The sequence below is a fragment of the Mycobacterium sp. DL99 genome (assembly GCF_004762045.1).
Classification (GTDB): Bacteria; Actinomycetota; Actinomycetes; order Mycobacteriales; family Mycobacteriaceae; genus Mycobacterium.
In genome coordinates this window covers 1,489,109-1,509,831 of the sequence record NZ_SJOM01000007.1, presented here as the reverse complement: position 1 = coordinate 1,509,831, position 20,723 = coordinate 1,489,109, and the positions used below count along the sequence as shown (strand labels likewise).

The 20,723-nt window shown below is 66.8% G+C and carries 24 protein-coding genes; 6 read left to right on the top strand and 18 right to left on the bottom strand.

Translation table 11 applies throughout. From position 1 onward, the window contains the following. The first annotated feature begins 7 nt into the window (after positions 1-7). Both EYZ64_RS07600 and EYZ64_RS07595 read left to right on the top strand, forming a co-directional pair. Positions 8-913 carry a class I SAM-dependent methyltransferase gene (locus tag EYZ64_RS07600; protein ID WP_135452902.1) on the top strand — a complete coding sequence of 302 codons (906 nt, stop codon included), beginning with the start codon at positions 8-10 and terminating at the stop codon, positions 911-913. 18 nt (positions 914-931) lie between these two features. Continuing rightward, complete coding sequence (locus tag EYZ64_RS07595) at positions 932-1,852, top strand: class I SAM-dependent methyltransferase (protein WP_135452901.1); 921 nt, start codon at positions 932-934, stop codon at positions 1,850-1,852. A 7-nt stretch (positions 1,853-1,859) separates the two neighbouring features. Here EYZ64_RS07595 and EYZ64_RS07590 read toward each other — a convergent pair whose 3' ends face one another. Together EYZ64_RS07590 and sppA are read right to left on the bottom strand one after the other, a co-directional pair. Continuing rightward, positions 1,860-3,236 carry an MFS transporter gene (locus EYZ64_RS07590; protein WP_135459874.1) on the bottom strand — a complete coding sequence of 459 codons (1,377 nt, stop codon included), beginning with the start codon at positions 3,234-3,236 and terminating at the stop codon, positions 1,860-1,862. A 258-nt stretch (positions 3,237-3,494) separates the two neighbouring features. Further along, positions 3,495-5,279, bottom strand: coding sequence for a signal peptide peptidase SppA (sppA, locus tag EYZ64_RS07585; RefSeq protein WP_135452900.1), 1,785 nt, complete (start codon positions 5,277-5,279; stop codon positions 3,495-3,497). A gap of 84 nt (positions 5,280-5,363) precedes the next feature. Here sppA and EYZ64_RS07580 point away from each other — a divergent pair, with 84 nt between their 5' ends. Then, positions 5,364-6,290, top strand: coding sequence for an LLM class flavin-dependent oxidoreductase (locus EYZ64_RS07580; RefSeq protein ID WP_167857744.1), 927 nt, complete (start codon positions 5,364-5,366; stop codon positions 6,288-6,290). Between the two features lie 145 nt (positions 6,291-6,435). Here the strand turns inward: EYZ64_RS07580 and rplO are convergent, their stop codons facing one another. From rplO to EYZ64_RS07510, 14 genes are all read right to left on the bottom strand, one after another. Further along, the gene (gene rplO / locus EYZ64_RS07575; RefSeq protein WP_135452899.1) at positions 6,436-6,879 is read right to left on the bottom strand and encodes a 50S ribosomal protein L15; all 444 of its coding nucleotides are present in this window, start codon (positions 6,877-6,879) and stop codon (positions 6,436-6,438) included. Then, positions 6,876-7,058 carry a 50S ribosomal protein L30 gene (rpmD, locus tag EYZ64_RS07570; protein ID WP_044516182.1) on the bottom strand — a complete coding sequence of 61 codons (183 nt, stop codon included), beginning with the start codon at positions 7,056-7,058 and terminating at the stop codon, positions 6,876-6,878. Before rpmD ends, rplO begins: the two co-directional genes overlap by 4 nt. Positions 7,059-7,060: 2 nt before the next feature. Continuing rightward, entirely contained in the window at positions 7,061-7,717 is a 657-nt protein-coding gene (gene rpsE / locus EYZ64_RS07565; RefSeq protein ID WP_135452898.1) for a 30S ribosomal protein S5, read from the bottom strand. 25 nt (positions 7,718-7,742) lie between these two features. After that, the gene (gene rplR, locus EYZ64_RS07560) at positions 7,743-8,150 is read right to left on the bottom strand and encodes a 50S ribosomal protein L18 (protein WP_135452897.1); all 408 of its coding nucleotides are present in this window, start codon (positions 8,148-8,150) and stop codon (positions 7,743-7,745) included. Between the two features lie 2 nt (positions 8,151-8,152). After that, positions 8,153-8,692, bottom strand: a complete 540-nt coding sequence (rplF, locus tag EYZ64_RS07555; protein WP_044516177.1) for a 50S ribosomal protein L6 — start codon at positions 8,690-8,692, stop codon at positions 8,153-8,155. A 13-nt stretch (positions 8,693-8,705) separates the two neighbouring features. Beyond that, the gene (gene rpsH / locus EYZ64_RS07550; protein ID WP_029106887.1) at positions 8,706-9,104 is read right to left on the bottom strand and encodes a 30S ribosomal protein S8; all 399 of its coding nucleotides are present in this window, start codon (positions 9,102-9,104) and stop codon (positions 8,706-8,708) included. A 106-nt stretch (positions 9,105-9,210) separates the two neighbouring features. Further along, positions 9,211-9,396: a type Z 30S ribosomal protein S14 gene (locus EYZ64_RS07545; RefSeq protein ID WP_135452896.1), complete on the bottom strand. Its 186-nt coding sequence runs from the start codon at positions 9,394-9,396 to the stop codon at positions 9,211-9,213. 4 nt (positions 9,397-9,400) lie between these two features. Continuing rightward, positions 9,401-9,964, bottom strand: coding sequence for a 50S ribosomal protein L5 (gene rplE, locus EYZ64_RS07540; protein WP_044516174.1), 564 nt, complete (start codon positions 9,962-9,964; stop codon positions 9,401-9,403). Further along, on the bottom strand, positions 9,964-10,281 hold the full coding sequence (rplX, locus tag EYZ64_RS07535) for a 50S ribosomal protein L24 (RefSeq protein WP_135452895.1): 318 nt from the start codon (positions 10,279-10,281) through the stop codon (positions 9,964-9,966). The genes rplE and rplX overlap by 1 nt, the downstream gene beginning before the upstream one ends. Then, complete coding sequence (rplN, locus tag EYZ64_RS07530; RefSeq protein WP_029106885.1) at positions 10,282-10,650, bottom strand: 50S ribosomal protein L14; 369 nt, start codon at positions 10,648-10,650, stop codon at positions 10,282-10,284. Between the two features lie 196 nt (positions 10,651-10,846). Continuing rightward, positions 10,847-11,749: a formylglycine-generating enzyme family protein gene (locus tag EYZ64_RS07525; RefSeq protein ID WP_135459872.1), complete on the bottom strand. Its 903-nt coding sequence runs from the start codon at positions 11,747-11,749 to the stop codon at positions 10,847-10,849. 35 nt (positions 11,750-11,784) lie between these two features. After that, the gene (locus tag EYZ64_RS32345; protein WP_286174676.1) at positions 11,785-12,486 is read right to left on the bottom strand and encodes a hypothetical protein; all 702 of its coding nucleotides are present in this window, start codon (positions 12,484-12,486) and stop codon (positions 11,785-11,787) included. Positions 12,487-12,496: 10 nt separating this feature from the next. Further along, positions 12,497-14,848, bottom strand: coding sequence for an arylsulfatase (locus EYZ64_RS07515; RefSeq protein ID WP_135452894.1), 2,352 nt, complete (start codon positions 14,846-14,848; stop codon positions 12,497-12,499). 55 nt (positions 14,849-14,903) lie between these two features. Continuing rightward, positions 14,904-16,130 carry an MFS transporter gene (locus EYZ64_RS07510; protein ID WP_135452893.1) on the bottom strand — a complete coding sequence of 409 codons (1,227 nt, stop codon included), beginning with the start codon at positions 16,128-16,130 and terminating at the stop codon, positions 14,904-14,906. A 93-nt stretch (positions 16,131-16,223) separates the two neighbouring features. Between EYZ64_RS07510 and EYZ64_RS07505 the strand changes: the two genes are divergently transcribed. Further along, positions 16,224-16,769: a TetR/AcrR family transcriptional regulator gene (locus EYZ64_RS07505; RefSeq protein WP_135452892.1), complete on the top strand. Its 546-nt coding sequence runs from the start codon at positions 16,224-16,226 to the stop codon at positions 16,767-16,769. Here EYZ64_RS07505 and EYZ64_RS07500 read toward each other — a convergent pair. Next, positions 16,752-17,423 (bottom strand): DUF2306 domain-containing protein, encoded by a 672-nt coding sequence (locus EYZ64_RS07500; protein ID WP_135452891.1) that lies wholly within the window; start codon positions 17,421-17,423, stop codon positions 16,752-16,754. The two genes, EYZ64_RS07505 and EYZ64_RS07500, sit on opposite strands and share 18 nt — an antisense overlap. Positions 17,424-17,477: 54 nt before the next feature. On the opposite strand from EYZ64_RS07500, the gene EYZ64_RS07495 reads away from it, so the two are divergent. Next, positions 17,478-18,179, top strand: coding sequence for a TetR/AcrR family transcriptional regulator (locus EYZ64_RS07495; RefSeq protein WP_135452890.1), 702 nt, complete (start codon positions 17,478-17,480; stop codon positions 18,177-18,179). 10 nt (positions 18,180-18,189) lie between these two features. On the opposite strand, the gene EYZ64_RS07490 is transcribed toward EYZ64_RS07495, so the two are convergent. Further along, positions 18,190-18,834 carry a TetR/AcrR family transcriptional regulator gene (locus EYZ64_RS07490; RefSeq protein WP_286174675.1) on the bottom strand — a complete coding sequence of 215 codons (645 nt, stop codon included), beginning with the start codon at positions 18,832-18,834 and terminating at the stop codon, positions 18,190-18,192. A gap of 224 nt (positions 18,835-19,058) precedes the next feature. Between EYZ64_RS07490 and EYZ64_RS07485 the strand changes: the two genes are divergently transcribed. After that, positions 19,059-20,720 carry an amidohydrolase gene (locus EYZ64_RS07485; RefSeq protein ID WP_135452888.1) on the top strand — a complete coding sequence of 554 codons (1,662 nt, stop codon included), beginning with the start codon at positions 19,059-19,061 and terminating at the stop codon, positions 20,718-20,720. Positions 20,721-20,723: the final 3 nt, after the last annotated feature.

Here is a 20,723-nt window from a genome sequence, read left to right as displayed (position 1 = left end):
GACCACCTTGACACGCACCGAAGGCGACACCTGGGATCTCGCCACCAGCGTCGGGGCGACTGCCACCGGGGTGGCGGCGTCCCGCGCCCTGGCCACCAAACAACCCGACCCCCTCATCAATGATCCGTACGCCGACGCCCTGGTGCGTGCGGTGGGTCTCGAACACAGCATCCGCCTCGCCGACGGCGAGGCGTGCGTCGAGGGCGATCTGATGCTGGACCGGCAGCGGATGTGCGAGCAGATCGCCGTTCGCACCCGGTTCTTCGATGACTTCTTTCTTGCGGCCGCTGACGCCGGCGTCCGCCAGGCGGTGATCCTGGCCTCCGGGCTGGACACCCGCGCCTACCGGCTGGCCTGGCCTGCCGGCAGCGTGGTGTTCGAGGTGGATCAGCCCGCGGTGCTGGAGTTCAAGTCCCGCACCCTGACCGGACTCGGGGCCGAGCCGGCCACCGAATTGCACACCGTGCCGGTCGATCTGCGCGACGACTGGCCGAAAGCCCTGCGTGACAACGGCTTCGATCCGCAGATCCCGACCGCCTGGATTGCCGAGGGGCTGCTGATCTACCTTCCCCCCGAAGCCCAGGACCGGCTGTTCGAGAACATCACCGCGCTCAGCGCCCCGGGCAGCCGCCTGGCCACCGAGCACATGGACGCCGCCTCGCTCACCGAGAAGTGGTCCGAGCGGGTGACCCAATGGTCCAAGAAGGTCGGGTCCGATGTCGATCTGATGGACCTGTTCTATTCGGGTGAGCGCACCTCGGCCCGCGACCACCTCACCACGCTGGGATGGGACGCCACGGTGCAGCCCACCCGGGCGGCCTACGAGTCCCACGGTTTCGCCTATCCCGAGGAGCTTGCCGATCTCGCCGGTGATTCTGGTTATCTGTCAGCAACACTGAAGACATCGCACTAGACGACCAGGAGGCGCAAGATGGCACGCACCGATGGCGACAGCTGGGATCTGGCCTCCAGCGTCGGCGCAACCGCAACGTTGGTGGCAACCGGGCGGGCGATCGCCAGCCGGGATTCCCATGGGCTGATCGACGATCCGTTCGCCGCTCCATTGGTCCGCGCGGTGGGCATCGAGGTGTTCACCAAGATGGTCGATGGCGAGCTGAGTCTGGATGCGCTGGCCCAGCTCGCACCGGAGGCCGCCGAGCGGGCCCGGTCCAACATCGATGAAATGGCCGTGCGTACCCGGTTCTTCGACGACTACTTCCTCGCGGCCGGTAAGGCAGGCGTCCGGCAGGCGGTGATCCTGGCCTCCGGTCTGGATTCGCGTGCGTACCGGCTGCCTTGGCCAGAGGGCACCATCGTCTACGAGATCGACCAGCCCGAGGTGATCGAGTTCAAGACCCGCACCATGGCGGGTCTGGGCGCCGAACCAACGGCAGAACGACGTACCGTACCGATCGACCTGCGCGACGACTGGCCGGCCGCCCTGCGGGCAGCGGGATTCGATCCGGCCAAGCCCACGGCGTGGTGTGCCGAGGGGCTTTTGATCTACCTGCCGCCGGAGGCGCAGGACCGGCTGTTCGACAACATCGCCGAACTCAGCGCACCCGGCAGTGCGGTGGCCACCGAGTTCGTGCCCGGGCTCAAGGATTTCGACCCGGAGACGGCCCGTGCCGCCACCGCGACGTTCAGCCAGATCGGTTTGAACATGGACATGCCGTCGCTCATCTACCACGGCGAAAGGCATTCGGCCGCCGACTACCTGACCGCCAAGGGCTGGAAGATGACCGGGGTGGGCCGTTCGGAGCTGTTCGGCCGCCACGGTCTGGCGGTTCCCGACCGTGACCTGAACGACCCGATGGGCGAGATCGTCTACATCAGCGGCACTCTGGACTGAGGAGCGGTCAGACGGCCCGGCCGGCTGCGGTGTACGGCTCCGTGATTGATTCGGCGTCATAACCGACAGGCGGCGGGGCCTCCGGCGTGCCGGGAATCTCGGTGCCGCTGATCGGACACCGCGCGGTCTCGGGGATTCTCACCAGCGCCACCGCACCGATCACGCAGGCCACCATCATGTAGTAGGCCGGTACCAGGTCCTCGCCGGTGAGGCTCACCAGCCAGTCGTTGACCGCGGGCGCGGTGCCCCCGAATATCGACGTCGACACGTTGTAGGCGATCGCGAAGCCCGCGTATCGGACCTGAGTGGGGAACATCGCCGGGAAGGTCGCCGAGATGGTGGCCAGCTGCGGCACGTACAACAGCCCCAGCACCGCGAAACCGATCACCGCACCGACCACGCCCGTGCCCATCAGCAGGAACATCGGCACCCCCGCCACGAACAGCCCGATCAGCGAGAACCACCACATCGGTTTACGCCCAACATGATCGGAGATGTGGCCGGCGAACGGCACGAAGATCATCATCGCCAGCATGCCGATGATGGGCACGACCAGCGACATGTCGGTGGACAGGCCGATGGCGCTCTTCAGGTAGGTGGGCATGTATGTCAACAGGGTGTAGTTGACCACGTTGAGTGCCACCACCAGACCGCCCAGCTGCAGCACCGGTCCCCAGTACCGCAGCAGCAGATCCTTGAGTTCGGTGGAAGGTTGCGGCTCCCCCTCCTCCGCCTCGGAGAGTTCGCGGAACACCGGGGTCTCAGACAGCCGGGTACGCAGATAGACACCGATCAACCCCAGTGGAGCGGCGACCAGGAACGGCAATCGCCAACCCCACGAACCCATCTGGTCCTCGGTGAGGATCACCGAGAAGCCCAGCATCATCAACGCGCCCAGCGAGAACCCGGCCAGCGTGCCGAACTCGAGGAAGCTGCCGAGGAATCCGCGCCGACGAGACGGAGCGTACTCGGCCATGAATGTCGCTGCGCCGCCGTACTCCCCGCCGGTGGAGAAGCCCTGGATCATCCGCAGCAGCACCATCAGCACCGGCGCCCAGAGACCGATCGCGGCATACGTCGGGACCAAACCGACACACAGGGTGGAACCCGCCATCAACAGAATTGTTATGGCCAGCACCTGTTTTCGGCCGATCCGGTCTCCCAGTGGACCCCAGACGAATCCGCCGAGGGGACGGACCAGGAAGGACACCGCGAACGTCATGAGCGCCAGCAGTGTCGCTTGCTTCGCATCGCCGGGGAAGATCGCCGCGGATATGTAGGTCACGCCGTAGGCGTAGATACCGTAGTCGAACCATTCGGTGGCGTTACCGATCGCCGATGCGGCGACGGCACGCCGCTGAACTTCGGGAGGCGTGTCCTCCACGGTGGCCGGTTCTGCCGTTTCCGGCGAATCTGACGTCTTGCCCGTACTGCTCGTGCTGTCCGAGTGCGCGGTGCCCACGGGAACCCTCCTCGTGCCTGACGACACTGCTCCCGTCGGATCACATCTTCGACGTCGGCTGATTCAGATCAACACCGCAGGGCCAGACCGTAGTTTGATTGGCTACCTTCTGCTCCGGAGCCGACGTTACCGCGCCACGCGCCACGATGCGAATCACCTACCGTCATCGGCGGGTCCGCATCAGAACCGGTAGTCCCCCAGCCATAGCGCATTGGCACCGGTCACCGTGCGCCCAGCCTGGTCCAGCAGGCCGAGCACCGACTGGCCGAGGAGGTTACCGACGGCCTGCGGCAGCGAGGCCGCGGCAGGTTGCGAGGAAGGCTTGGGCCGCAACATATCCAGCCAGGACGAACCGGGGTAGTTCAGCACTCGCACCTTGGTGTCCGGATCCAGTCCGGCCAAGACCTTGGCCCGGGTGACCGCGGCACGTAGCCCGCCGAGTTCGTCGACGAGACCGCGCTCCAGGGCATCGGCACCGGTCCATATCCGGCCTCGGGCCACCTCGTCGACCTGCTCCACCGACAGCTTCCGTCCATCTGCCACCCGCGTGATGAAATCGGTGTAGAACAGCTCGGTCTCGGCTTCGACGTGGGCGTGCTGCTCGTCGGTGAACGGCGCATTGGAAGACCAGGCGTCGGCATTGAGGTTGGTGCGTAAGGAATCTGATCCGACCCCGAGCTTGTCCTTGAGCTCGCGCGAGACCAGCTTGCCGGTGATCACACCGATGGATCCGGTGATGGTGCCTGCGTTGGCCACAATCTCGTCGGCCGCCATCGATACGTAGTAGCCGCCCGACGCGGCGACCGCACCCATCGAGGCGACGATGGGCTTGCCGCGCTCGCGGGTCCGAACCACCTCGCGCCAAATCGTTTCCGATGCGGTGACCGAGCCGCCGGGGCTGTCCACCCGCAGCACGATCGCCGATACGTCGTCGTCGGCGGCGGCCTCACGAAGGGCCGCGGCGATGGTGTCTCCGCCGGCGCTGGATTTACCAAGCGGCAGCACCTGTGACCCGCCGCGCCCGCTCACGATGGGACCGTGCAGTGTCACCACCGCGATGGCGGGCTTGGACTTGCGGCCCGGTATCTGCGGCGCAGGCACCTTCGGCGACGTCCGCGCATAACGCGAAAGATAAAGTCGCGGTAAGGCATCCGGGTGATTGTCGGCGTCCGCCCCGGCCTCGGTCGGGCCTCCGGAAAGTTCACCGATCCGCGAATAGGCCTCGTCACGGAACCCGATCCGGTCGATCAGGCCGGCGGTGACCGCCTCATCACGCAGCACCGGCGCCGCGTCGGCCAGCGTGTTGATTCTCTCCACCGCCAGCTGCCGTGATTCGGCGATGGCCTGCCACACCTGCGACTGCAGGTTCTCGATCATCCGGCCGTCAGCCTCGCGTTGCGCGTCGGTGTAGCTGGCTTGCGTGAAAATGTTTGCGGCGGACTTGTATTCACCGCGCGCAACGAACTGTGCCTCGATACCTACCTTGTCGAGCGCATCGCGCAGGAACATCGCGTTGGTGGCGAAACCAACCAGGCCGACCGTGCCCGACGGCTGCATCCACACCTCGCGGAACGCCGATGCCAGGTAGTAGGACAGCGTGCCGGGGTAGGTCTCGGCCCAGGCCAACGTGGGCTTGACGGCGCTGAATGCCGCGATGGCGGCACGCAGCTCCTGCACCGGGCCGGGGGCGGCAGCGGGCAGCTGGACGCGCGCGATCAGCCCGGCCACCCGATCGTCCTCGGCGGCACGGTGGATCGCCGCGACGGCCTGCCGCAGAACAAGCGGCCGGCCGCCGCCCGAGATCACGGCCAGCGGGTCGAAACCGGTGGTCTCCGGCGGCATCGACTGCAGGTCCAACTCCAGCACACACCCGTTGGGCACTCCGTTGTGCCGAGCGGTGTCGACGCGCCGGACCAACGTCTTGAGATCGTCCTGGCCGGGCAGCCCTGGGAGAAAAGCGAACATGAACCGAGCCTACCGATCCGCGGATTCTGCGCGCGTCGACGAGAAGTCGCCGGCCACCGGATCCACCGTCGTACCGTGAGACAGGTGACGTTCTCCATCTCGCTCCCGCAGCTCGATCACGACGGCTTCGACGACACGGGTTTCAAGGCATATCTGGCTCGCGCCGAGGAACTCGGGTTCGAGGGCGGTTGGACGATCGAGCAGACCGTCGGCCCCGCACCGACGATCGCCCCGCTGGAGCTGCTGTCGTATGCCGCGGCGGTCACGACCACGCTGCGGTTGGGCGTGGCGGTCCTGGTCACTTCGCTACACGACCCGCTGCAGTTGGCTTCCGCGATCACCGCGGTGGACCGGCTCAGCCACGGCCGCCTCGACGTCGGGGTCGCACCCGGCGGCAGCTTCCGGCAGTTCCCGGCCTTCGGGGTCGACTCCTCGACGTTCATCTCCAGCTTCACCGAGGGCCTGGAGCTGATGAAGGCTGCCTGGTCGGATGAACCCCGGATCACTTTTCACGGCCGGTTCCGTGACGTCGACGACCTGGCCATCAGCCCCAAGCCCGTTCAGCGTCCGCACCCGCCGATCTGGTTCGGCGCCAACGCGCCGGCGGCACTGGCGCGGGCGGTGCGCCACGGCGATGCGTTTCTCGGGGCCGGTTCCTCGACCACCGCGGCCTTCGCCGAGGCAGTGCGCACGGTGCGCCGGGAGATCGACGAGCAGGGCAAGGATGCGGCGGCCTTCCGGATCGGCAAGCGGGTGTACCTGATCGTCGACGACGACACGGCCCGGGCGCGGGAGCGGGTGGACGCGGGCCTGCGGCGGATCTACGGGGACACGTCCTGGCTGGCAGATGTGGCCGTGGCCGGCACCGCGGACGACGTGGTGCGGGGCCTACGCGAGGTTCTCGATGCGGGCGCGCAGACCATCGTGCTCAACCCCACGGGCGCAAGCGTCGCCGAGGACCGCGAGCAGATGGAACGCCTGGCCGCCGATGTGATCCCGCAGCTCACCTAGATCCGTCCACCCCACCGCGAGCGTGGATCATCTGCGAGATTTCGCGGCTTTTCTCGCAGAGGTTCCACGCTCGCCGAACCCATGGCGCTCAACGCAAGAAGCCCCCGCCGAAGCGGGGGCTTTTGTGTCTGCTCGCGCAGAGAAACTACAGTTCGGTGGCCGAACCGCCGGCAGCGGTGATGGCCTCACGGGCGCTACCGCTGAACTTGTTGGCGGTCACGTCGACCTTGACGGCCAGCTTGCCGTCGCCGAGCACCTTCACCAGGCTGTTCTTGCGAACGAGGCCCTTGGCAACCAGCTCGTCGACACCGATGGTGCCGCCCTGCGGGAAGGCCTTGGTGATGTCGCCGACGTTGACGACCTCGTACTCGGTCCGGAAGCGGTTCTTGAAGCCCTTGAGCTTCGGCAGCCGCATGTGGATCGGCATCTGGCCACCCTCGAACGTCGCGGGGACGTTCTTGCGGGCCTTGGTTCCCTTGGTACCACGACCGGCGGTCTTACCCTTGGAGCCTTCACCACGACCCACGCGGGTCTTGGCCTTCTTCTCCCCGGGGGCGGGCCTCAGGTCGTGCAACTTAATGACGCTCATTTGACTTCCTCCACCTCGATGAGGTGATGAACGGCCTTGATCAGACCGCGGGTCTGCGCGTTGTCCTCACGAACCACCGACTGACGAATCTTCTTCAGTCCCAGGGTCCGCAGGCTTTCGCGCTGCTTCCAGCGTGCGCCGATGGTCCCGCGCACCTGGGTGATCTTCAGCTCTGCCATGGTTATGCCGATCCCTCACGCGCTGCTGCGGCAGCCAGCGCTTCGCTCTCGCGCCGGGCCTTCAGCATGCCGGCCGGCGCAACGTCCTCGAGGGGCAGACCGCGACGGGCCGCCACCTCTTCGGGACGCTGGATCATCTTCAGCGCGGCAACGGTGGCGTGCACCACGTTGATCGCGTTGTCGCTGCCCAGCGACTTGGCCAGGATGTCGTGCACGCCGGCGCATTCCAGCACCGCGCGAGCCGCACCACCGGCGATCACACCGGTACCGGGGCTGGCGGGGCGCAGCATGACCACACCCGCGGCCGCCTCACCCTGGACCGGGTGGACGATGGTGCCACCGATCAGCGGGACACGGAAGAAGTTCTTGCGAGCTTCCTCGACGCCCTTGGCGATGGCGGCCGGAACTTCCTTGGCCTTGCCGTAGCCGACGCCGACCATGCCCTTGCCGTCACCGACGATGACCAGAGCGGTGAAGCTGAAGCGCCGACCACCCTTGACCACCTTGGAGACGCGGTTGATGGTCACCACGCGCTCGATGTAGTTGCTCTTCTCACCGCTGTCGCGGCCACCACGGCCACCGCGGTCGTCGCGGCGGCCGCGGCCACCACGGTTGTCGGAAGCGCCTGGGCCGCCGGCACCAGTTGCCTGCTCGGCCATCATGCAGTCCTCTCGTTGACAGTCATCAGAATTTCAGCCCGCCCTCGCGCGCGGCATCCGCCAGCGCGGCGATCCGGCCGCCATAGGTGTAGCCACCACGGTCGAACACCACGGTGTCGACGCCGGCAGCCTTGGCGCGCTCGGCGATCAGCTGACCGACCCGAACGCTGTGCGCCTTCTTGTCACCCTCGACGGCGCGAACGTCGGCCTCGATCGACGAGGCAGCCGCCAGCGTGACGCCTTCCAGGTCGTCGATGAGCTGGACGTGGATGTGCCGTGCCGAGCGGTTGACCACCAGACGCGGGGTCGCGGCGGTGCCGGAGACCTTCTTGCGGAGCCGGGCGTGCCGACGCAGCCGTGAGTTGCGGCGGGTCTCAGAGATGTTCTGCCCCACCGGCTTGCGGACGGCGGCAGCTTCAGTCTTTGCAGCCATGGTTACTTACCTGTCTTTCCGACCTTGCGGCGGATCTGCTCACCCTCGTAACGCACGCCCTTGCCCTTGTACGGGTCGGGGCGGCGCAGGCGGCGGATGACCGCGGAGATCTGACCGACCTTCTGCTTGTCGATACCTGTGATCGAGAACTTGGTGGGCGTCTCGACGGCGAAGGTGATGCCCTCGGGCGCCTCGATCACCACGGGGTGGCTGTAACCGAGCGCGAACTCCAGGTTGGAACCCTTGAGTGCGACGCGGTAGCCGACGCCGAAGATCTCCATCTTGCGGGTGTAGCCCTCGGTGACACCGGTGACCAGGTTGGCCACCAGGGTGCGGGACAACCCGTGCAGGGAGCGGCTGCGCCGCTCGTCATCGGGACGGCTGACCACGATGGCGCCGTCTTCGTTGCGCTCGACGGTGATCGGCTCGGCGACGTCCAGGGTCAGCGTGCCCTTGGGGCCCTTGACCGAGACGTTGCGGCCGTCAATCGTCACATCGACCCCGGCGGGAACCAGGACCGGCTGCTTACCAATACGCGACATGTCTTCTATCCCCTCACCACACGTAGGCGAGGACTTCGCCGCCCACGCCGCTTCGTGCCGCCTGACGGTCGGTGAGCAGACCCGAGGACGTGGAGATGATCGCCACGCCCAGGCCGCCGAGCACCCGAGGCAGATTGGTGGATTTTGCGTAAACCCGCAGACCGGGCTTGCTCACGCGGCGGAGGCCGGCGATGCTGCGCTCACGGCTGGGGCCGTACTTGAGCGAGACCACCAGGGACTTGCCGACGCGGGCGTCCTCAGTGCGGTAATCGGAGATGTAGCCCTCTTTCTTGAGGATCTCGGCGATGTTCGCCTTGATCTTCGAGTGGGGCAGAGTCACCTCATCGTGGTACGCCGAATTGGCGTTGCGCAGACGTGTCAAAAAGTCTGCGATCGGGTCAGTCATCGTCATGACAACCGGCTCACCTTCCTCGCGGCGGTTCCCTCTTCAGGGCCTTCCGCAACCTGTTTGGATTGGTCTGTGGTCTGCTGCGCTCGCGCGCGGTGCCTGCTGGGTGTTACCAGCTGGACTTCTGCACGCCGGGCAGCTCACCCGCGTGCGCCATCTCGCGCAGGCAGATACGGCACAGCCCGAACTTGCGGTAAACCGAGTGCGGGCGACCGCACTTGTTGCACCGCGTGTACGCGCGAACCGCGAACTTGGGCTTCTTGTTGGCCTTGTAGATCAACGCCTTCTTTGCCATGTGCTCAGTTCTCCTTGAAGGGGAAGCCCAGCGCCTTCAGCAGCGCACGGCCTTCGTCGTCGTTGGTCGCCGAGGTGACCACGGTGATGTCCATGCCGCGGGGACGGTCGATGGAATCGACGTCGATCTCGTGGAACATCGACTGCTCGTTGAGGCCGAAGGTGTAGTTACCGGTGCCGTCGAACTGCTTGCCGTTCAGGCCGCGGAAGTCGCGGATACGGGGCAGGGCGATGGAGATCAGCCGGTCCAGGAACTCCCACATCCGGTCGCCGCGCAGCGTGACGCGCGCGCCGATGGGCATGCCCTCACGCAGCTTGAACTGTGCAATGGACTTGCGGGCCTTGCGGATCTCCGGCTTCTGGCCGGTGATCAGGGCCAGATCGGCAACCGCGCCGTTGATCAGCTTGGCGTCGCGGGCGGCGTCGCCGACGCCCATGTTGACGACAACCTTGACGACGCCCGGGATCTGCATGACGTTGTCGAACTCGAACTGCTTGTTCAGCGACTCACGGATCTCTTCGCGGTAGCGCTGCTTGAGCCGAGGCTGAACCTTCTCAGGTGCGGTCATCAGATGTCCTTGCCATTGGTCTTGGCGATGCGGACCTTCTTGCCGGTCTCTTCATCGACGCGGTAACCCACACGAGTCGGCTTGCCGTCGGAATCGACGACCATCACGTTGGACACGTGGATCGCGGCTTCCTGGGTGACGATGCCGCCCGACGATGCGCCGCGCTCGTTCTGTGACTGCGCGGTGTGCTTCTTGATCCGGTTGACGCCCTCGACCAGGATCTTGTCGCGGGTCGGGTAGGCCTCGATGACCTTGCCCTTCGCGCCCTTGTCCTTACCCGAGACCACCAGCACGGTGTCGCCCTTGTGGACCTTCATTTACAAAACCTCCGGAGCCAGCGAGACGATCTTCATGAACTTCTTCTCGCGCAGTTCGCGACCGACCGGCCCGAAGATGCGGGTGCCGCGGGGGTCGTTGTCGGCCTTGATGATGACGGCGGCGTTCTCGTCGAACTTGATGTAGCTGCCGTCGGCGCGGCGGCGCTCCTTGACGGTGCGCACCACGACGGCCTTGACGACATCGCCACGCTTGACGTTGCCGCCCGGGATGGCGTCCTTGACGGTCGCGACGATGATGTCGCCGATACCGGCATAGCGTCGCGATGAGCCACCGAGCACGCGGATGCACAAGATTTCCTTGGCGCCCGTGTTGTCGGCGACCTTCAACCGCGATTCCTGCTGAATCACTCGATCTCCTGACCTGGATTTGTATGCACGCCAGATACCGACCTGGACGTGCGCGGTCTTTGTTTCCGAAGGGCACGCAGAGCTGACTCAAAACAGCAGTCAACCGAGGTCTGCCCAAGGCAACCCCTACATAGTAGGTGAGCACGGCGAATGCGCCAAATCGCGGCACTTTACCCGTCGAGCGTGGGTCCTGGCCTCAGCTCGCCACGCAGCGAAACCCGATGTGCGTCGTCGAGCTGTCCTGCGACTGCGGTGACCGGGCTGCTGGACGGTACCGGTGACAGTACTCCGGTGCACATAGGTGCGAACCACCCTTGAGCACCTGGTTAACGGTCGGATCCGCCACCAACTCCGGCGTCGCCGGCCGGGCGGATCCCGCAGGTGGGCAGCACGCCGGGGCGTCGGCCGCCAACCGGTGCTGCCCGGTGAACCGCGTGGTGGTCCACTCCCACACGTTGCCGATCATGTCGAGAAGACCGAACGCGTTCGCCGGGAAGCTGCCGACCGGCGAGGTGCCGTGCCAGCCGAGCGCACCGTCGTTGCGATACGGGAACCGGCCCTGCCACGTATTGGCCATGAGCGCTCCGCCGGGGGTCACCTCGTCGCCCCACGCGTAGATCCCCTCGACTCCCCCACGCGCCGCGTACTCCCATTCCGCCTCGGTGGGGAGCCGGCGCCCGGCCCAGGCCGCGTAGGCCGCGGCGTCGGGATAGGCCACCTGTACGACGGGGTGCTCGGGGGCGGCAGCGTCGCGATCGGGCCCGAACGGGTGGCGCCAGTCGGCGCCGGGCGCCCAGTCCCACCACTGCCGCCAGTCCCGCAGGTCGACGGGGCCATCGGTCGGCCTGAACACCAGGGCCCCGGGCACCAGATCGGCCTCGTCCACCCCGGGATACAGCGCCGGGTCCATCGGCCGTTCGGCGATCGTGACGTACCCGGTGGCCGCGACGAACTCGCCGAACTGGGCGGTGGTCACGGGATGCTTCTCGATGGCGAATGCGGCGACGGTCGCGGAGTGGACCGGGGCCTCCTCGGGGTAGAACGCCGTCGAACCCATCTGGAAGGTCCCGCCGGGAAGCGCGACGAGTTCGGTGACCACGGCACCGAGGCTAGTCGGGCCCGGCATCGGCCGATTCAGCCCGGCATCGTGATTCCGAAGTCTGCCAGCATCGCCGTCCTGGCTTCGTCGAATCCCGGCGTTTCACTCGGGGCTTCGAGGCGCACGACGGCCAGGAAAGCCCCCTGATTGGTCCATACGTGAACGATCCGGTCGGCGTATTCGATGCCCTTTCCGGGCCGCTCCGCCAGGGTGCCCATCAGCTTCTGCCCGCTGTACCCGCACAGGTCACCGGGGAGCACGCTGACACTGTTGATCGGGTACTTCGCGACGCGGTCGCCGGCGTACTGCTCAAAATCTGCCCGGGCGGTCCGCGTCGTCGGGGTGAGCGTGATCTCGGCGGTCATCCCCGCCGGGCCGGTCAGCCGTACCGCTGCCGCATGCGGTGTCACCTCGGTGAACCCTTCGGGCACGGCGACGGTGAGCGTCGGCGAGCCGGGCGCCTGGCTCCCGGCGGTGAGGGTCGGGCCGGCCGGGGGCGGGCAGGTGACCTCGCCGGCGGCCAGCACCCTTGTGGTGGTCGGCTCGACGCCGTAAGCAGGCACGGCGAACTCCGACGGCCGTTCCCGCTGAGGTGTTGTCACGGGAAGCGTCGTGACAGGCCCCGCCGAGGTCGTGGTGGGAGCGAGCGGATCCGCGATGTCGACGCCGCCCCCGCAGCCCGACAATGCCAGCAGCGTCAACGCACCGGCGCCCACTCTGATCGCGTTCACTCTCATCGACAGCCCTTCAGTCCTTGGAGAACGCGACGGCGAGTTCCCGCTCGAGGTCCTGATATGGCTCGCCCGACAAGTCCACGGTGACCTGCCCGATGGTGCCGCCGGTGAAGGCGAACGGAGCCCGGTATTGCTGCGACACCGCCGATCCCGTGTTGCGGCCGATGCAGATACCGCCCCCGGCGAGCGCGAACATGCCGGGGTGCGTTTGCATTCCGTCCAGCGTGGCCACCGCGGCATCGTCGACGTACAGGGTGGTGTCCCCGAGTGGGGTATGGCTGCCCTCGACGGTGCCGGTGCGCTGGTACTGCACACCGAAGATGTGCCGTCCCAATGGGATCGGATCCGGCGAGACCAGTGACTGCTCGTGCTCACCGAGGAAGTTGTAGACGTAGTGCAACCGCCCGTCGGCGAGGAACAGCACGTGACCGCCGTGTGCGCCGCCCTGCTTGAACAAGACGCCCTGCGTGTCGGCGCCGTCCACGGTGACATCGGCGAGCACGGTGAACGACTGCCCGCGCAGTTCGGCGGCCGCCCCCAGGCCGACTTCCGCGGTGTTCGGGTAGTAGGTGTAGCGGGACCGCTCGCCGACCAGGTAGGGCCGCCACCGGGTCATCGTCTCGAGGATGTTGAGGTCGGCCAGCGGCAGCCCGTTGTACTTGTCAGCTTCGCTGAACCACAGCTCCTTGAGTTCGGCGAGTTTATCCGGATGTTCGGCGGCCAGATCGTGGCATTGACTCCGGTCGGCTTCGATGTGGAACAGCTCCCAGCGGTCGGCATCGAAGTGGGACCAGCCCGACGGGGTGGCCGCATGGACAGTGTTGGCGAACCAGCCTCTGTGCCAGATTCCGCGGGTGCCGAGCATGGTGTAGAACTGGGTCTCCTTGCCCGTCGGCGCGTCCGGATTGTCCAGGGCCACCTTGAAGCTCATACCGTCCAGCGGCTTCTGCGGAACCCCGCGCACGCTCGCGGGCGGGGTGATGTCGAGTAGGTCGTAGATCGTCGGGGTGATGTCGCAGACGTTGATGTAGTTGTCGCGCACCGCACCGTGGGCACCGATGCCGTTGGGCCAGGAGATGATTGCGGTGTCGGCGATTCCACCCTCATGCGAGGCGTAGCGCTTGAACAGCTTGTAGGGCGTGTTGAACGCCATCGCCCACCCGATCGGGTAGTGGTTGTAGGTCTCCGGCGAGCCCAACCGGTCGATGAACCTGAGCCCTTCCTCGGCGGTGTCGATATAGCCGTTGAAGAACTTCGTCTCGTTGACCGACCCGTTCGGCCCACCCTCGCCGCTGGCCCCGTTGTCGGAGATCACCACGATGATCGTGTTGTCGAGCTGTCCTGTCTCCTCCAGGAAGTCCAGCACCCGGCCGATCTGGGCATCGGTGTAGGACAGGAACCCGGCGAACACTTCGGCCATCCGGGCGAACAGCCGCTTCTCATCGGTCGACAACGATTCCCACGGCCGGACGGTGTCCTGCGGGGGCCACGATTCACCGTTGGGCCCCTTGACATCCGCGTAGGGGTTGACCGGCGACAGCTCCGTGTCGGGCGGCACGATACCCAGCCGTTTCTGATTCTCCAGCACGACGTTGCGGTAGGCCTCGTAGCCCATGTCGAACCGCCCGGCATACCGGTCGGCCCACTCTTTGAACACATGGTGCGGGGCATGGCCGGCTCCTGGGCACAGGTAGGTGAACCAGGGTTTGTCGGGGGCGATCACCTTGGCGTCGCGGATGAACTCGATGGTCTTGTCGGCCAGGTCCTGCGACAGGTGATAGCCCTCCTCGGGCGTCGCCGGCGGTTCGACCGGATGGTTGTCGTACACCAGGTCCGGATACCACTGATCGGTCTCGCCGCCCATGAAGCCGTAGAACCGTTCGAACCCGCGCGAGCACGGCCAATGCCGTTTGGTGGCAGCAAGATTGGATTCTTCCAACGGAGTCAGATGCCACTTGCCGACGCAGTATGTGTTGTAACCGTTCTCGGCGAGGACCTCCGGGAGCAGGGCGGTCTCGTACGGAATCCGGCCGTTGCAGTTGGGGAATCCGTCGGTGAACTCCTCGATGGTGGCCATCCCGACCGTGGTGGCGTTACGTCCGGTGAGCAGTGAGGCGCGGGTGGGCGAGCACAGCGCCGTGGTGTGGAACTGTGACAGCCGAACTCCGCGTTCGGCGATGCGGCTCATCGCGGGCATGTCCACCAAGCCACCGAAACAGTCCCAGGTGGCGATACCGGTGTCGTCCCACACCAGGTACAGGACGTTGGGGGCATTTTCGACGGCGGTGGGTGCCGCGTAGGGCCCCCAGTCCGGTTCGGAATCCCTGATGTCCAGTTCGATCTTGCCGTTGAACTCGGTTGCCATGGCGACCTCACTCCGGTAGGCGATTCAGCACCGGTAAGACTGATCGCGGAGGAGATTACACCTGCTCGCCGGCGTTTACCGGGGAAATTGACGTTGCCGGCGGGTAATGTCCCGCATCCGGTTGATCGCTGAGACCCCTTAGCGGACCGGCCATCCGAGCCACGACCGGGGAGCCCACGGCCAGGGTGGCCAGCACCGCCGACACCACGACGGCACCGGATGCACCGTGCGCGTCGGCGGCCACGCCGGCGAGGGCCGTACCCGCGGCCCCGCCCACGAGTGCCGCACTGTTGAGCCAACCGAACGCCTCTGCCGCCGAATGTTCTTCGATCTCGCGCGACACCATGAGATACAGCGCGGACATCGCCGGGGCGAAACCCAATCCGGATACGAACAATGCGCAGAACTGCAGGAGCAGATTGTCGACGAGGCCGAACACGGCCGTCCCGGCGGCCACGATTCCCAGCGCCGCCACGAGGCCGGCGAGCCCGAATCGCCGGTGTCCGAACGCCAAGCCGCCGACCAGGGACCCCACACTTGCCACCGCGATCGCCAGACCGGCGGTGACACCGGTGCGTCCGAGGGCGGCGACGACGCCGACTTCCAGTGCCATGAACGACGCGACGAGCGCGAGGCTCGCGACCATCGCGAGGATGACCGCACGGTTGGCGACCACCCGGCCGAATGCAGACGCGCCACTGCCCCTCTGGGGCCGAAGGTGCCTGGCGCTCAGCAGAAACCATCCGGTGCCGGCGACGGTGACGCTCGCGGACACCACCAACGGGATGGCGGTCGACAGCGTCGAGGCCAGGAAGGTCGTGGCCACCGGGCCGACAACCCAGATCAGTTCCTGCGCAGTGGTATCGAACGCGAACAACGCGCGGACCCCGTCGCTGGGCACCAGCTGTGGGTAGAGCGCCCGAACCACCGGCATCAGCGGCGGCACGGATGCGCCGACGAGCACCCCGAGCATCAGCAGCAGCGGCTCAGAGGCACCGGCGAACGCCAGCGCCAGCATGGCGGCGCCGTTCGTCAGGGCCGCAATGATCAGGATCATCGTCATGGCTCGGCCGGCGAGGCGCGCGGTCACGGGCATCGCCAGCGCTTCCCCGATGCAGACGCATGCCACAGCAGCACCGGCCAGTGCGTAAGACCCGGTCTTGGACTGGACGTGAAGGAGGATCGCCAGGTTGAGCATGCCCAACGGCAGGCGGGCGAACAACTGGGAAGCAGTCACGTTCAGCACGCCCGGGGTCCGGAGCACGTCGCGATACACCCGCATGACCCTCTTCTCCATGTGACTCGACCGACGTGACCCGGACTTACTATACCGTCCAGACGGTATAGTTCCACCGTGTTGTCGTAAGCTCTCGGAATGGCTTCGTCGCGGGACCGCATCCTCGACGCCTACGAGGACGTACTAGCCGTCGAAGGCGAGCGCTACGCCACCCTCGACGCGGTGGCCGCCAAAGCGGGCGTGTCGAAAGGCGGTCTGCTCTACCACTTTCCGTCCAAGGACCGTCTCGCCGCCGCATTGTGCGACCGACTTCTGGCGCTGGCGGCCGAGGATGTGCAAGCGATGCTGACAGCCGCGGAGGGGCCCGCCCGCTACTACATCCGGTCCTCGCACTACGCGGGCACGCCGCTCGATCGGACCCTGGTGGCGGTGTCCCGGTTGCAGCAGGCAGGTGACAGTCACGCACGGACGGTCATCGAGGCCGTCTCGGCCGACTGGCTGAACGTCCTGCACGACGCACTCGGCGATCTCGACGTGGCCCGCGCGGTAAAGCTGATGGGCGACGGGCTGTACTACAGCGCGCTGCACCGCGCACTCGGCGGCCACATCGTGGAGGCCGACCAGGACGACGGATTGCTGGCAGTGATCGATCGGATCACTGCCACCTCAGACCCCGCTCAGTGACGGCGGCTGGGCCCGGGTGCGCGCCGCCTGTCGACCCATGCACCACTGCAGCAGCAGGAGCGGAAGCGTCCAGCCCAGCCAGGCGCCCATACCCGCGACCACCCAGAGATACTTCTCCTCGCTCCCGCCGAAGACGCTGTCGCGCAACGGCTCGAAACCCGGGTACAGCACCGGCGTCCAGATCCTGTTGGTGATGATCGACATCGTCAGCGTCGCACTGCGCAGCATCTGGCGTCGATGTGCACCGAACCGGCGCTGCCGCCCCGCAACGAAGCCGTCGACGGTGAACCAGAGCCACAGCACCCCGAGAGCGACGTCACTGGCCCGCACCAGCGGGCCGAACGGCGTCGCCGCCCCGATCACCACGGCGCAGACGGCCGCCGGGATCGCCATCGCGACATAGACGCGTCCGGTACGCCGGTGCAGGACCGGGTGACGATGCCGCAGGCCCGGCCAGATCTGCGCCACCGCGCACACCATCGCCGTGCTCGCGAAGAGAACGTGCCCGACCAGCAGCGGATAGTGCAGCCCGAAGGTGGACTGCACCCGGGTGCCGCCGGTCAGATACGGCGGTATCGAATACGCCAGAAACACCACGACGATCACCGCGAGCGCCCTGGCCAGCCGGGTGGAGCGCATTGTTGCGTATGCCATACGCAAAAGGGTATGGCATACGCATTCGGCTGTCACTGATTACGCTGATCCTTGATGACCGGCCCCGATACCCCGCTCCCCCGCGCGTTACGCCTGCTCTGGCAACCGGACCCGACGCCGCGGCGGTCGCGGGGCCTGACCCGGGACGCGATCGTCAGGGCAGCCGTCGAACTGGCCGACTCCGACGGGCTCGCCGCCCTGTCGATGGCACGGCTGGCCGAGCGACTCGGGTGCGGCACCATGTCCTTGTACCGGCACGTGGCCAACAAAGACGAGCTGGTGACGTTCATGCTCGCCACCGGACCAGGCCCGCCGCCGACGACGCCCGAGGGCTCGGATTGGCGTGGCGCACTGACGAATTGGGCCCATGAGCTGTGGGGCGTCTACCACCGCCATCCATGGATCCTGCAGACGGCGTCAGCCGGCCTGCCCGCCGATCCCGGCCAGTTGGCCTGGCTGGACGCCGGCTTGGCCACCCTGTCGGGCACGGGATTGACCGAGCGCGAGAAGCTGACCGCGGTCATCGCAGTGCTGATTTTCACGCGAGGCTCGGCGGCGCTGGCCGTCGAGGCCCGCGACGTCGATGACCGCGAGTACCCCGGACTCCTGCGCCGCCTGGTGACCTCGACCCGGTTCCCCGCACTGGCAGCCGCGATCGACGGCGGGGTGTTCGACCAACCCGACGATGACCCGATGACCGAATTCCGTTCCGGCCTGGACCAACTGCTCGACGGCATCGCCGCCAAGACGGGGTGAGCGCAGGCGCCTACCGCCGGTAGGACTCCAGGCGCGCGGCAATGCCGTCAAGTAGTAGGTCCAAAGCCGGCTCGCACGCGCTCTCCGTCATCGACTCGTCGAGTAGACGGCTGCTGGCAGCGATGTTCGGGTGCGTCTCGGCGGGTAACCGCGCATAGGTGTCGCGCCACTTGTCTTCGTCGCGCTGCTGATGCTCGGTGGGCAGGGCTTCGAAGGCGGCATCGAGCGCCGCGAACCCCAGCATCTGATCGATGAAGGCGTGATACACCTCGACCGCCTCCCGCTCCGGGAAGCCGGCCGACCGTAGGATCCCCAAAACCGTCTCGATGACGTGGATCTCGTGTGCGCTCCCGGTCACCCGGCTCGCGGCCAGCACCCCGGCCTGGGGATGTTCAAGGTAGACGCGGTGCACGCGCAGCCCGAGTTCGCGCATGTCTTCTCGCCAGCGACCGGTCGGCTCCCAGCCCTCCACGACACGTCGCAGGAGTTCGTCGGTGATGGCCAGCACCACGTCCTCAATACCGGGGAAGTAGCGGTACAGCGCGGTCGGATCGGCTCCGAGCGCCGTGCCGAGGCGCCTGACGGTCAGGCCGACCGCACCGTGATGTTGCAGCACTCGCAACGCAGCGTCGACGATCAGCTGCTCGGACAGCACCACGCCCTGCTTCGTCTGTCTCCGTCGCTGCCGCGGAGATTGCGACTTCAAGGTTCGACCCATCCGCCTTGCCTTCCGGTGCTTACGTCAACACCCTTGACCCATTTTGCGGCGCTGCTGTGTCATGGCGCACAACGAATTGTGATCTGGGTCCAGGTCACAACCGGTGCGCCGACCGATCGGCCAACGCCCACCGAATCAGATCGACACGAGGAGACAGCCTGATGCCTGCTGCGCCGGCGACCATCGTATTCACCGGAGGCCCGGTCTTGACGATGGATGCCGCGCGATCTCGGGTGGGCGCCGTCGCGGTCACCGGAAATCGGATCACCGCAGTCGGAAACGCCGCCCGGGAGCTGATCGGGCCCGACACCGAGGTCGTCGATCTGGCCGGCAGGCTGCTCATCCCCGGCTTCCAGGATGCCCACGTCCACCCGGTGGCAGCAGGCGTCGAGCGCATGACATGCGACCTGCTCGACTTCGACGACGCCGCCTCAACCCTGGCAGCCATCGGCGCGTACGCTGCAGCGCAGCCGGACCGGGCCTGGATCACCGGCGGCGGTTGGTCCCTGGACGCCTTCGACGGCGGCATCCCCACCGCCCGGATGCTCGATTCCGTGGTTGCCGACCGCCCGGCGTACCTGCCCAACCGCGATCATCACGGAGCGTGGGTGAACTCCCTGGCCCTGCGGATCGCCGGGATCACCGACGACACCCCCGATCCACCCGGCGGACGTATCGAACGCGACGCCGACGGAGTCGCGACCGGCATGCTGCAGGAAGCCGCGATGGACCTGGTCGCGGCATACGTGCCGCGCCCGACGGAGGACGAGCTGTACCGGGCTCTGCTGAACGCACAGAGCCATCTGCACTCGCTGGGCATCACCGCGTGGCAGGACGCGATGCTGGGCAAGTACGCCGCCGTGCCGGACGCCGAGAAGGCGTACCGCCGAGCCGTCGACGAGCGGACCCTGACCGTCCGGGTCGCGGCGGCACAGTGGTGGGAACGCGACCGGGGTGCCGAACAGATCCCGGAGATGGTCGAACGCCGGGACGCATTGCAGCGCGGACGCCTGTCCGCCAACACGGTCAAGGTCATGATCGACGGGATCGCCGAGAACCAGACCGCCGCCTTGCTGGAGCCCTATCTGGACCGGTGCGGTTGCTGCACGAGCAATGCCGGCGTCAGCTTCGTCGACCCGAAAGCCTTGCAACAGTACGTCATAGAGCTCGACGCACTTGGATTTCAGGTGCATTTCCATGCGCTCGGCGATCGCGCGGTCCGCGAGGCTCTCGATGCGGTCGAGGCGGCCCGGCGTGCCAACGGTTTTCGCGACACCCGACCCCACCTGGCACACCTGCAGGTGGTCGATCCGGACGACATTCCGCGGTTCCGCACCCTGGGTGCGACGGCGAACATGCAACCGCTGTGGGCCTGCTACGAACCGCAGATGGACGAGCTCACCATTCCGTTCCTCGGCGAGCAGCGAGCCCGCCAGCAGTACCCGTTCGGGGACCTGCTGCGAGCCGGCGCGGTACTCGCCGCCGGCAGCGACTGGCCGGTCAGCAGCGCCGATCCGATGGAGGGTATCCACGTCGCGGTCAACCGCCTGGCGCCCGGCACGTCGGAGCGCCGGGTCTTCCTCCCCGAGCAGCGCATCGACCTCACTGCTGCGATCGCGGCATACACAGCAGGGTCTGCCTACGTGAACCACCTCGACGACACCGGGGTGATCCGACCTGGCTATCTCGCCGATCTCGTTGTGCTCGACCGGGATCCGTTCGCACTACCGGCCGAGGAGATCGCACAGACCCGCGTGGCGCGAACTTACGTCGACGGTGAACTCGTCTACAGCGACACCTTCCCGGCACCGACCACCCGCTGACCA